The sequence below is a fragment of the Paenibacillus sp. J5C2022 genome (genome assembly GCF_025567625.1).
Taxonomy (GTDB): Bacteria; Bacillota; Bacilli; order Paenibacillales; family Paenibacillaceae; genus Pristimantibacillus.
Genome location: NZ_JAOQJC010000036.1, coordinates 35780 through 49025, shown reverse-complemented (window position 1 = coordinate 49025; position 13246 = coordinate 35780). Strand labels below are relative to the sequence as shown.

Sequence of the window (13246 nt, the reverse complement as noted above, 5' to 3'; positions counted from 1 at the left end):
AGCATTAGCCCCGGTCATGGTTTTTACTATTACGGCAATGCCTCTATGAAGGGGATAGTCAGTTCCTTATCACAAGTCTTCCGCGTTCTTCAGCGCGTGATCCCAGCTGGGAAAGTAGAACAGCGCGTTTTTCATTAGCTCGGGATCGTACTGCTTGACATATTTTTTGCTAAGCGATCCTCCGGCAGTACGCATTTTATTAATGCGCCGCAAGACCTCATCCGGACCAAGAGTGTTTTCCATCGCTATGACTCCTTTCCTTAGATGGTGTCCTCAACAGTCTTTCTTTATCCTGCGACAATATACCTCTACCTGGAGTAACGATGAAAAAATACTGTTGACGGGTTGAAGCTGTTATTGGTGCATAATCCGGCAATGTCCTGAGGCATTAAACCAGTTCGGTAGAAGAAGCAGCAGCCAGCAGTCGCATAACAAACGCCAATCCGAATAAAAAATCAGCCCGCCCCTTCAAGAGGACGAGCTGATGTCTTGCTTCTCTTATTGCATGAGCTAGCCAATCAGCATGCCTCCGGCGGCTCCCGCCAGCACAACGGCCCATGGCGGAAGCTTCCAGTAGACCAGCAGCAAGAATAGCGCAAGTGCCATAACGAAGTCCACAGCTGTCGTCACCGAGCTCGTCCAGATCGGGTCATAGAATGCCGCCAGCAAAATGCCGACGACCGCAGCGTTCACGCCCTTCAGCACGCCTTGCACCTTAGGCAAGCCGCGCAGCGCGTTCCAGAACGGCAACGTGCCGACGACGAGCAGGAACGCCGGAAGAAATATCGCGACGGTGGCAATAAGCACGCCCCACCATCCGCCGGCAACGGCGCCGATATATGCCGCGAATGTAAACAGCGGGCCGGGAACCGCCTGCGCAGCGCCATATCCGGCCAGGAACTGCTCTTCCGTCACCCAGCCGGCAGGAATCGCTTCCCGCTCCAGCAGCGGCAAGACGACATGACCGCCCCCGAATACGAGCGAGCCAGAACGATAGAAGCCTTCGAACATCGCCAGCCAGCCACTGTCCGGCGCCCATGCTCTGGCCAATGGAAGAACGATCAACAGCAGAGCGAATACGAGCAGCGCAATAACGGCAGCACTTCGCGTAACCGGGACGGCAGTCCCAGGAGCCGCAGCAGACCCAGATGCCCCAACAGCAGCAGGCTCTCCCTTCTGTCCCCGGTACAGCCATAGTCCGATCAATCCCGCTGCCGCAATGACAGCAATCTGGGTAACTGCCGTCTGCCATAGCAAGGCTGCCGATGCTGCCATGACCGCTATCGTCATCCGGCTTCGGTCCGGCGTCAGCTTCTGCCCCATTCCCCATATCGCTTGCGCTACGATTGCGACCGCCACCAGCTTCAAGCCATGCAGCCAGCCTGCGTGCTGAAGATCCAGCCCTTCTACAAGCAAAGCGAACAGCGCCAATGCAAGCACAGACGGGAGCGTGAAGCCCACAAAGGCAAGCAGCCCGCCCAGCATTCCGCCGCGCATAAGCCCGATGCCAATGCCGACCTGGCTGCTGGCCGGTCCGGGCAGGAATTGACAGAGCGCTACCAGATCGGCATAGCTTCGTTCATCCAGCCACTTGCGACGCTTCACATACTCCTCATGAAAGTAGCCCAGATGGGCGATAGGTCCTCCGAAGGAGGTCAACCCTAGCTTCAATGACACTCCGACGATCTCCAACAACCGCCTGCCAATCGCATTTCCCAAAACTTTCTTCCCCCAATCTATCCCCATAGTAAAGAGGATGCCCGCATTCGGCGGTCATCCTCCTTATAATCAACAGCTATATCCTATTGTAGCTCAAATACACTCGGCATGAAAAGTAAACGTTCCGTAAATGCTCGCACTTGAAACAGCAGATTCATCCGCATCAGCAGGGAGCACTGTTACTGTCGTTTTGCTGCGGTCGAAATCTAACATCCATCTCCCCGGCTTATATTGCATGCACTATCTTCTGTGCACTTCTGCTATCGTCTTCACCCACAGCTCCAGAGCGTCCGTGCATATCAATGCGTCGGGATACGCCAGAGCCAACTTTCGCATCGTCACTTCATCGTTCACCGTCCACAGAATCGGCTGTATGTCCTCCGCCCTGCATTGCTCCATGAACGCATCTGTCACATAGCTGTGACAGACGGACAGATATCTCGCTCCAATCTCCTTCATGAACGGGAACACGGATCGGCTCGCTCCCTCAATGACGAGGCCGAGCGCAATGGCAGGGTCCAGATGGCGCACTCGTTCTATCGCATAATGGTCGAAGGAAGAGAGGAACACTTCCTGCATCATGTCGGTCGAGCGCACGATATCGAGCACCCGTTCCTCCAGGTTGGGATACAGCCTGCCGAACTGCTTCAATTCGATCATGACCATTGCCCGGCTCTTCAGCAGCAGCAGCACTTCCTCCAGCGTCGGAATCTTCTCCTCCTCCGCAATGCGCAGCTGTCCCAGCTCCCGCAACGTATAATCGCGAATAACCCCGTGCCCATTCGTCATTCGGTCAACCGTTGGATCGTGCATGACGACAGGAATGTCATCCCTCGTCAGATGGACGTCCAGCTCGATATGGCTGAAGCCGCACTGCAACGAAGCCTCGAATGCGGCGATCGTATTCTCCGGATATTGGATGGAGTACCCCCGATGAGCCATTCCTCTGATCATATACTAATCCCCGCCTTTATCCCACTTGGGACCTTCAGATTCATATACTTGCCATTCATGCGTTCCCTTCACTTCCTCATCATCCACTTCATCATTCACTTCGCCGTTCATCATGCAATCACAAGCCGCAAAATCTCTCCATCGCTTCCACGACGCCGTCTCCATAGCTGCTGCTGCATATATAGTCGGCATGCCGCTTCAATTCGTCGGGGCTATTGGCTACCGCCACGCCAATTCCCGCGTAATGCAGCATGTCCAGATCGTTCATCTGATTGCCCAGCGCCATAATCTCCTCGCGCCGGATGCCCATCCGCTCCGCCAGCTTGCGAAGCGCCGCCCCTTTGCTCTGGCTGCCGGGAATGATCTCCCAATAATTGCTTTCCGACTGCAGGCCCGTGAAGGTCCCATTGAAGTCCGGAACATGTCTGTCCCACAGCCTTCGGCTAATGGAGACATCTCCCATCAGAATGACCTTCTGCAGGTCAAGCGCCTTCCACTCCTCCAAGCCGCGGTCCAGCATGCGGCAGGCGGTGCTCTCCTTCCTCTCGAACGTGCGCACCCCTTCCGTTACCCGGAATACGGACACTTGCTTCTCCTGGAAGAGCAGCACATCCAGTCCCGCTTCATCGGCTTCCTCCAATAGCGGCAGCAGATCGCCGCCCTGGAAAATATGGCTTTCGATCATCTCGCCCTTCTGCGCGATGATAGAGCCATTGCACAATATGTAGGGGAGTCCCAGCTTAAGCTCCAGTTCATAGTCCGCCGCTGTCAGGAACGGCCTACCTGTCGCGAAGGTGAATAGTCCGCCCTTCTCTACGAATTGCCGGACCGTCCGCTTCACCGATGGCGACAAGGTATGGTCCTCGGACAGCAGAGTCCCGTCCAAATCACTAACAACGAGTCGAATTGCACACATCTCCATGTTTCTCCCCTCTATACAACAAAAGACGAGAACGCCTCGGCAAATACAATGCAGCTTATGCGGCATTGTATGGCTTACCAAGGTTTTCTCGTCGTCTCCACCATGGATTTGAATTTAGTTGTTCCAGAACTTCGGATGCCCGATGGACACATAGTCCGCGCCGCTGTTCAGCGCTTGCTGAATTTCCTCCTCGTAGCGGATCAGCCCGCCTACGATAAGCGGCTTGTTCACCTTCGCCTTCACTTCGCGGATAACGCGCGGCATCAGACCCGGCATCAGCTCCACCTCATCCGGCTTGCTGGTGCTGATCATGCGGGCTGCCGTCTCAATCGCTGCGGAGTCGATCGCGAATACGCGCTGAATGCTGCGGATGCCCGCCTGACGCGCAGCGGCGATCGCGTTGCTCTTCGTCGTCACGATGCCGTCCACGCCGAATTGCTTCGCAATGAAGCTGACAGCCGACGCATCCCTGCCAAGACCGCTTACCATCTCCATGTGGACGAACACTTGCTTGCCGGCCTCGTGCAGCTGCCGCACCACTGCGCCCAGTGTCGTAATATCGCCGCACATCAGGTTCACTCGGGTAACCGCGCTGTCCATCACTTTGGACAGCTGCTCTTCATTCGTGATCGATGCTATTATGGGACGTTTCATTGCAATTGCCTCCCCATCTGGAATTATTTAATGCCGGAATGAATAAAGCTGCTCATGAACTGGCGCTGGAACACCATAAAGCCCAGCAGCAGCGGCAACGTCACGATCATCGTGGCTGCCGTTACCTCGCTCCATTGCGCTCCCGTCTCGAACGATTGGGCGAATATCGCAAGTCCTACAGTTAGAGGCCGATTCTCCACCGAATTCGTCACGATCAGAGGCCACAGGAAGTTGTTCCAATGGTAGCTTACCGATACGAGACCGAACGAGACATACACCGGGCGGGACAACGGCACATAGATGCGCCATAGGATTTGCCACAGATTGCACCCCTCCATCCTTGCCGCTTCGTCCAGCTCGAACGGAATCGACTTGAACATCTGCCTGAGCAGAAATACCCCGAAGGCGGATGCGAAGTACGGAATCATAATGCCGACCTTGGAGTCCAGCAAGGACAAGTCGCGAAGAATTGTATAGTTCGGGAAGATCAGCACGTCCGCCGGAATCATAATTTGCGCCAGGAACAGCATGAACACGATGCCCTTGCCCCAGAACTCCAGCCTTGCGAAGGCGAACGCCGCCATCGTCGCGGTGAAGAACTGAATCGCGAATATGCCGATGACGATGAACAGGGTGTTGCCGTAATACGTCGCGAACGGCGCCGCTTGCCAGACATGGCTGAAGTTCGCCAGCGTAAAGTCGAATGTGATCGAAGATGACAGCGCCAGTCCCTTCGGACGAAATGACGTCCAAACCGTCCAGATGAGCGGAATAAGCCACACTGCCGCCAATATATACATGAAGCCATAGCTAATTTTCTTAGTCATCTTGCACTCCTCCTAACGATAGTGAATTTTGCGGTCAAAGCCAAAGAACTGCAGTGCCGCTATAATCAGCAGGAGAGCAATCATGACGGTCGTAAGCGCGGAAGCCATGCCCTGATCCCAGAAGCTGAATGCTGTCTCGTAAATATAGAACAGGAGCAGGTTGCTGGCATTCTCCGGACCGCCTTTGGTCATAATCCACAAATGATCCACGAGCTTGAAGGAATTCGTAAGTGCGATAATGGATACGAACAGCGTCGTCGGCATAAGCAGCGGGAACGTAATGCGCCAGAACACGTTCCATGCCGGGATGCCATCCACCTTCGCAGATTCATACAGCTCTTCCGATATATTCTGCAGGCCGGCCAGATAGAAGATCATGAAGTAGCCCGCTTCCTTCCACAATACCATGATAATCATGGCCCACATGACGAGGCCCGGCGAGCCCAGCCAGTTCTGACCTTCCAGTCCGATATTCTCCAGGAACCGGGTCAGCAGTCCGTAATCGGGCGTGTAAATAAACAGCCAGATGTTGCCTATTGCAATCATCGGGATAACGGTGGGATAGAAAAAAGCCGTTCTTACCAGCCCTTTGGCACGCATCACCTTATTGGCGAACAGCGCCATCAAGAGCGATAACAGGATGCTTGTCGGCACCGTTCCGATCGCAAACCAAATATTATTGACCATAACCTTCCAGAATACTTCATCTTCCGCCATGCGTACGTAGTTATCTAACCCTATGAAGTATGGCTCCGGGGTGCCCAAGTCAGCCTGATACAGGCTGAGCTTGAGCGATCCCGCAACCGGGTAGAGCGTGAACAACAGCAGGAAGATGAGAGAGGGGCATAGAAGCAGCCAGGCGAACAGATTCCTCTTCCAGGCTTTGCGTCGTTTTCCCACGTTAATTCCTCCCTCATCCGATACTTAATGAATTACTTGTTGAACGGTTCCAGCGCCTTGTCCGCTTCCTCTTGCGCCTTTTTCAGCGCAGCAGCGGGATCGGCAGAGCCGGTAAGCACCGATTGAATCGCATCGTTGAAAATTTTCGTAACTTTGCCGTTGTTATGCGTAGACAGCTCGGCAGACGCATATTCCAATTGATCGCGAGCAACGAGTGCGGATGGGAACTCCGCCGTGTAAGCTTTCATCGCTTCTGTCTCGTAAGCGGATTTGCGAGGCGCGACATAGCCGGTCTCGATGCTCCAGTTCGCAATGTTCTCAGACGATGTCATGAACTTGACGAATTTCCAGGCCGCTTCCTGCTTCGCTTTGTCGATGCCTTTGAAGATATAGAAGTTGCCGCCGCCTGTCGGCGTGCCGTATTGCTTGTTCTTCGGCAGCATGCTGACGCCGAAGTCGAACTTCGCATTGTTCTTCACATTCGTCAGATTGCCCGTCGTATGATACATCATCGCTGTCTTGCCTTCGATGAAGTCGGACGGAACAGTTCCCCATTCAATCGCACCTTCCGGCATCGCCTTATTCACCTTCGCCAGATCGGCCCAGTATTGCAAAGCCTCTACGTTCTCAGGCGTATCGAAGAATACCTTTTTGCCGTCCTGGCTCATCACGTTGTCGCCGTTCTGCAGAGCAAGCGTCTGGAACATCCAGTACTGGAAGCCCGTCGAAGGAATCTCCAGTCCCCACTGACCGTCCTTCGTCAGCTTGGTTGCATATTCGGCCAGTTCGTCCCATGTGCCCGGAGCCTTCTCCGGATCAAGTCCCGCTTCCTTGAACATTTCCTTGTTATAGTAGAGGACGATTGTGCTGCGCTGGAACGGAATGCCCCAGATCTTGTCGTCCGTGATCGTATTCTCCATGAATGCCGGGTAGAAGTCGTTAACATACTCGTCTCCGCCGTCTGCAGCAATCATCTCGTCAAGCGGCTCGATCGCATTCATATCCAGCAGCGTGAACAGCTCCGTGCTCAATAGAACGGCTACGTCAGGAGGCGATCCGCCTTGTACGGCCGCTTGCGTCTTGATCATCGTATCCGCGTAGCTGCCCGTATAGATCGGCTTCACCGTAATATTAGGATTTTCATCCATGAACGCATTCGTCATGCTCTCCACGACTTTTGTAATCGGACCGCCTACGGCAACCGGGTAGTAGAAGTTCAATTCCACTTTTTCATCGCTGGTTTTATTGTTGGCTGGTGATTCCGTTGCTTGTGACTTTCCATTCGCATTACCGTTTGTGTTAGTTGAATTCGTTGCGCCAGGCGCTCCCCCGTTGTTTCCCGAGCATCCCGCCATGACCATTGAACAAGCACCGATTAACAGCAAGGATTTCATCATTGAACGCATTGGATATAGCCTCTCCTTTTTAAGTAGCTTTTTGAATATATAACATGGCATCCGACTCGCTTGATCGTCAGCGCGCTATCCTATCTACGGACAAGGCAGCCCATACCAGTGTTAACCTAATGAATGCAAAATACGGGACGACAAAAAGAGAAAACACCTTGTTGGAGCAGATGAAATCCGAGACAATCCGCAGCTTGAAGGCATGCGAATGCCGCATATCGATCTCTTTCCAGACAAGGGTTTTCTCATATTCTCAACCCGCAAGCTTATTCGTATTTCGTACCTTTACTATATCGCGACACTGTTACTGCAATATCAACGAATTGTAAGACGAGTGTTAAATATTCAATTTCACAACAAGATTGTATAGCGCTTGAGCACTCTCCGCACGTGTGGAGATGCCTTGAGGCGCCAGCTTGTTCTCCGAACGGCCATTGATCAGTTGAAGCGCCACGGCTTTGTTCAGCTCGGCTTCGGCCCAGCCGCTGATCTCGTCGCTGTCGGTGAACATCGTGCTTGCTCCGTCACCGGAAGCCTTGCCTGCGAGATGCTCGTATGCCCGCACCAGCAGCACCGCCATCTGCTCTCTCGTCAGTATCTCCTCCGGCTTGAACTGATCCGGCGTCAATCCCTGGATCAGCCCGGCTTCATAGGCAGCCGCAATCGCATCCGCATGCCAGTCGTCTGCCGCCACATCCCGGAACGGCGCTTGCCCTTCCGCTTGAAGCCCCAGCATTCTTGTCAGCAGCGCTGCGAATTCCGCTCTCGTGATGGCATCCTGCGGCTTGAACGCATGCTCGCTCTTGCCGGTGACGATATGCTTCGCGCTTAATCGCCGAATCGTCTCGTGCGCCCAGTGCGATTGCGGCACATCGCGATAAGCTTTGTCATACGCCAGCACCGCGTAACGTCCCAGCTCGGCGACTCGTACTGTGATGCCGCCGTCAGACAGCTTGCCTTGCAGGTACGTGTAAGACCCATCTTCTTGAATACGATAGACACCCGCAAGCCAAGGATCGATATCGGACTGCAGGGACAAGCGCAGCTCCACCAAGGCGGCATCGCTCAGCGCATCCAGCTTCGTACGCTCCCCTTCCCCATCGACCAGTGCCAGACCAAGCTCTATCGCCTCTCCTGCCGCTGACACATGGATGGAAGAATGAGTATGAAGTCCTTGTGCCGCTTCCTCCGCCGGTATCGTCCGATAAGCGAGCTCGAAGCGTCCCTTCTTCCTCTGCTCCTCTGTCAGCTCCGATACTGCATCGTGCAGCAAGTCAGCCGGCAGAGTCGCTTCCCAACCGTTACCCAGCAGCTTCAACTGCTTCAGGGATAGCCATGCGGCTGTATCGGCAGACAGCATCAGGACAGTCTTGTCTTCCTGCAGCTCAAGCTTTCCGTCAGAATCTTTCAGCTGTTGAAGCGTTGGCTCGTAACGTTCGGAATCCTTCTCCCCGTCCGACCCGCCCGTTCCGCCGCCAGTCGAAGGCGTCTCCGGCTGCTCCGGCTCCGGTTGTTCGGGCTCCGGCTGTTCATAGTCGCCCTGGAACACCGGCTGACCTGCCTGGAAGTCCGCCGAAGCGTCTCCCGTATGAGCAATCCGCTGAATGCTGTTGCCGTCCCCATCCGCTGCAACCGTGACTCCTTTGTAATATACACCCCTGTAAGTAACGTCTTTCAGATAGGGAACGAAATCCACAACGTCGCCTTCCGCGTTCATCAGCAGCAGCTCGTCGCCGCCATTGGCCAACTGCACCATGCCGGTCGACCAATCGCTATTCAGCATATCCGGAACGGACGCATCGTCCTCCAAGCTGAATCCGCCATACCACGGGAATTCGAATTGCGCAGACTCTCCGTAAGCTTCCTTGAATGCAGCTGCGGATTGACTGACAATCAGCTCCTGTCCCGGCCCAATGACTGTCCCGGCAGGGAATTCCGCCATGCCTTCGCCTCCGTCTTGCTGAATGCCGTCTCCGAGCCGGTATCCGCCGATATCGATAGCCGTATCGCCGTAATTGCGGATGACGATATATTCCTTGCCGTCGTCAGAGCCCGGCGCGTTGTACATGAACTGCGAGATGCGCACGTTCGGCACATCCTTGCCCGGCTGCTCCGGTTCACGACCGTCCCAAGCGAGCGTATCCAGCTTCAGCAAGCGGTCTACGATGAACGATGTCGTGTAGCGGTATTTGTTCGCCCCGGATTCCAGCAGCAGATACAGCTCATCCCCTGCCAACGCGATGCCCTCCGCCATCGGCACCGTCACCAGAATCGCATTGTCCGCCTTCGCCGATTGTCCGTCCAGGAACCATAGCGGCACCGATTGTCCGTTCACCTCTACCGTCGCATGAGGCTCTTCCTGCAGCGGATTGTCATACCGGTACAAGACGCTGTCATTGCCACGGCCATAAGACGTACTCAGGTAGATCGTCGACTCGCCAATCGCCGCTCCCTGCACCTTGCCCGTAATGGACATCAAGTATTGAGGTGTAGCTGCAGCCTCGGAATCGCCGTTCCGGCTATCGGCGGACAGCTCGCCTGTCGTCTCATCCACGCGATACCCCGCCATCCATGCGTACTGCGTCTCGTTATCCCGATTCGTCAGGTGGTGAGAAGGATCAGTCGGATATGCCTTCGCTTCATAGAATTCGCCAGCCCACAGCACGCCGTCCTTATAGGTGACGAATGCGGCCTGCACCGGCAGCGGAATGCGCTCCTGGAACTTCACTTTTCCTCCGTGCATAGCTGCCTCGACATCCGACATGAGCATCCGGTACAGATACGTCTCGGACGCCATCCACAGCGATTCTCCGGTAACGGCAATGCCTCCGGCATGTCCCAGGTAAGGCGAACTGTCTTCCTCATACAGCGACAGCGACTTCACGAGCTGCTCCGTGGATGCATTCAGCACCGCCAGCGATCCCGGCCGTCCGTCATCCAGATAAGACACCGTCAGCAGCCAATCGCGGCCTTCATCGTATGCGATGCCTTGCGGTACGACCCACTCCTCCAGCCCGGGAATGACAGGGCCGGGTTCGCTTATCGCCCAAGTGGACGCATACTGCTCAGGCTCGGTCCATAAGGCCCGCTCGCTAACGGTAAGCTTCTCGTGTCCGGGAGTAACGATGAGCGGAGCCGTAAGCTCAGACTCCTTATCCGACGTATTCACGGCGCTTACCTGAAAGCCGTAGTCGACGCCGCCTGTCAGAGCGTAAGCCGTGTAGGAGTAGGTGGACGCCGCAACAGTCGTGGCAAGCTGCCCGTTCTTATAAATATTGTAATGGTCAATATCACCTTCCGCATTCCCCTTCCAGCTGATGCTTGCCGTACCATCGCCCGCGAAGGCGACCGCATCCTCCGGAGTCGCCGGCGGCATCGGATTAAGGACATCTCTGGCAGGCGCCTGTCCCGGAACCAAGCTACCCGGCGTCGCCGGCTGGAGGCCGTTCATGAGCCGCATCTCCACGCTTCCCTCTTCAGGATACTGATAGACGATCGTCTTGCCGTCCGCCACAAGCTCAGCGCTATACTCCGCCACCGCGACGTCTTCGCCGGATGCGTCCGTCACGCGCACCGTCTGCGTGCCGCTATTCACCAGTCCACCGATATTCCCGAAGATTTGGAGCTCGCTGTCCTCCAAGTACTCGCTCTTGTGAGAAGTGAAATAATAGCTGTTGAAGGCATCCTTCCCCAGAGGCGCAACCTCCGCCCTTCTCGTCCAGAATACCATCGTCTCCCAAGGTGCCATCAGGAGCGGCTGCTCGATCTTCACACTCCAGCTGCCGGAGCTGACGGTGAACCCTTGCAAGTTGACCGGCGTACTCTCCGCATTGTAAAGCTCGACATATTCGAATGCATCAAGACCTGCGTAATTCGCCGTATTGGGAATAAGCTCGGTAATAAGCAGCATCGGCGGTTCTGCCGGCTCTACCGGGGGATCGACGGGAGGATCGATCGGCGGGTCAGTGGGATCGGCCGGCAGTTGACCTTCAATGAGCGCACCCGGAGTCGGAAGCTCGTTATTGCGAAGCCTCGTCACCTCCGCCGACTCGCTCGCCGTATAGATTACGCTGCGATCGGCGATGCCGTCCGCTTCTCCATCGTTAATGAATGCAGCGCTGACGACCGTTCCGTCCGGTCCAGCTATCGCTACTTTCCGCATGCTGCTATCGTGCAGCCCTTGCTTGGAAGTCGTCAGCATCACCTGGAACACTTCATCCGGCGCCAGATTGACGCTGTAGTGGCTATTGAAGTCAGGCAGCGTCACATCTGCGTAATCTTTCTTGATCAACCACAGCACCATCGCATCGCCCGCCGGAACAGTCACATTGGCAATGCCCCATTCATTGGCTGGCTGCTCCATGCTGCTGGTGTAATATTGAAGCTTGTAATTGTTCAGGGAGATGTCGCCGCCCGTCGTATTGTAGATTTCCACATACTCATAAGGCTGACCCTGACCGCTTGAAGCTGGAACAATCTCGGTAATCATCAATTCAGTGGCTGACTGAGCTGCAGTTGCATTTGCCGTAGCGGCATACGCTTGGCCCTCAAGCCCGATTGCCGTCAGCTGCGTCGTCGCCATTGCTGCAAGAAGCATGCGCACTGTCCATTTCTTTACCTTTGCAGACACTACTTTCCCTCCCGGTCTCGACACTACTTTCCCTCCCGGTCTCGACACTTCTTTCCCTCTCGATCTAGACACTTCTTCCCCTCCCGATTGCGCTGTAATGAACGGATAACTGCGAAGCGAACTTGCCGGTTCCAGCTTGCGAGTCAACAAAAAAAAAGAAAACCCTGATTGAACGAGCAGCTATAGCGCGAATGAAGGCGCCGCTTTCGTATCAAACAGGGTTTTCTCATCGTCTCGACCCGATTGTCCGATGCAGTTGTTACTACAACTGTAACCGGTGAATGTCATGACTGTGTAAACGGAATATGGAGAACTTGTAAAGACGCTTCGTCCCTATTGGCTCAAAACACCCCTGACTCCCCCTTGCGAAGCAGCGGCTTGAACAGAATGAGTATGCTACAATGGGCATAGAGTAGACTGGAGGATTCAGCCTTCTCGGCAGATGGCCGGCGCTCCAGTGTTGGCAGCATACACTAGTTTGGCTCGCGCGCACAATTTCGGCGCTTCAACTCACTTTACTCCAATTGGAAGGGGAGAACGATTATGACGAATAGCATACATACAGACCGCACTCTTGAGAGAGATCGCTCATTCACCATTGAAGTTACGGGGGAAGGAATTGCTTCTGCAGCTCCCGACAGAGCCGTCATCGTGCTAGGTACCGTCACAGAAGGCGATTCACTCAAAGAACTGCAAGAGAAAAACGATGCCGCTATTGCGGCGATTCAACAGGGATTGCAAGCACAGCACATACCGCAAGAACAAATTCAGACGGTTACTTACTCCATCCAGCCTCAATACGACTACAAGGATGGACAGCAAATATTCACAGGCTACAAAGTAACGCATCTGTTGCGCATTACACTGGATGATCTGGAACAGATAGGACGTGTCATTGACGAGGCTGTTACCAATGGAGCAAACTCTGTATCCGACATTACGTTCGTCAACCGCGATACCGAGCAAGTGCAGCAAAGCGCCCTTGCGGCAGCTATGAAAAATGCAGAAGCGAAAGCAATGACGATTGCGGAGTCGCAAGGCTTGTCATTATCCTCCATCCCCTGCCAAATTCAGGAGCTAACGGACTCTGCGCCTCCCGTCCTCTTCAAAGCCAGTATGGCTATGGAAGGTGCCGGCCCCTCCATTCAACCGGGCCAGCTAACCTACAATGCCGCCGTTCGTGTATGGTACGTATATGCTTAATTGCAGCCAGGGGCGATATTTCGCCCTTTTC

General features: G+C 54.7%; 10 protein-coding genes. 1 reads left to right on the top strand and 9 read right to left on the bottom strand.

The window, feature by feature from the left end; translation table 11 throughout:
* Positions 1-69 precede the first annotated feature (69 nt).
* From M6D81_RS23750 to M6D81_RS23710, 9 genes are all read right to left on the bottom strand, one after another.
* Positions 70-243, bottom strand: a complete 174-nt coding sequence (locus M6D81_RS23750; protein WP_262679650.1) for a hypothetical protein — start codon at positions 241-243, stop codon at positions 70-72.
* A gap of 267 nt (positions 244-510) precedes the next feature.
* Positions 511-1719 carry a chromate efflux transporter gene (chrA, locus tag M6D81_RS23745; protein ID WP_262679648.1) on the bottom strand — a complete coding sequence of 403 codons (1209 nt, stop codon included), beginning with the start codon at positions 1717-1719 and terminating at the stop codon, positions 511-513.
* Positions 1720-1959: 240 nt separating this feature from the next.
* Entirely contained in the window at positions 1960-2673 is a 714-nt protein-coding gene (locus tag M6D81_RS23740; protein ID WP_262679646.1) for a glycerophosphodiester phosphodiesterase, read from the bottom strand.
* Positions 2674-2791: 118 nt separating this feature from the next.
* On the bottom strand, positions 2792-3589 hold the full coding sequence (locus M6D81_RS23735; protein WP_262679644.1) for an HAD family hydrolase: 798 nt from the start codon (positions 3587-3589) through the stop codon (positions 2792-2794).
* 120 nt (positions 3590-3709) lie between these two features.
* Positions 3710-4249 (bottom strand): glycerol-3-phosphate responsive antiterminator, encoded by a 540-nt coding sequence (locus M6D81_RS23730; protein ID WP_262679642.1) that lies wholly within the window; start codon positions 4247-4249, stop codon positions 3710-3712.
* Positions 4250-4272: 23 nt separating this feature from the next.
* Entirely contained in the window at positions 4273-5076 is an 804-nt protein-coding gene (locus M6D81_RS23725; protein ID WP_262679640.1) for a carbohydrate ABC transporter permease, read from the bottom strand.
* A gap of 12 nt (positions 5077-5088) precedes the next feature.
* Positions 5089-5976: a carbohydrate ABC transporter permease gene (locus tag M6D81_RS23720; protein WP_262679636.1), complete on the bottom strand. Its 888-nt coding sequence runs from the start codon at positions 5974-5976 to the stop codon at positions 5089-5091.
* A gap of 32 nt (positions 5977-6008) precedes the next feature.
* A complete protein-coding gene (locus tag M6D81_RS23715) occupies positions 6009-7382 on the bottom strand; it encodes an ABC transporter substrate-binding protein (RefSeq protein ID WP_262679634.1) in 1374 nt (457 codons plus the stop codon).
* Between the two features lie 337 nt (positions 7383-7719).
* Positions 7720-12084, bottom strand: a complete 4365-nt coding sequence (locus tag M6D81_RS23710; protein ID WP_262679633.1) for a lamin tail domain-containing protein — start codon at positions 12082-12084, stop codon at positions 7720-7722.
* Positions 12085-12555: 471 nt separating this feature from the next.
* Here M6D81_RS23710 and M6D81_RS23705 point away from each other — a divergent pair, with 471 nt between their 5' ends.
* Positions 12556-13215, top strand: coding sequence for an SIMPL domain-containing protein (locus tag M6D81_RS23705; RefSeq protein ID WP_262679631.1), 660 nt, complete (start codon positions 12556-12558; stop codon positions 13213-13215).
* Positions 13216-13246: the final 31 nt, after the last annotated feature.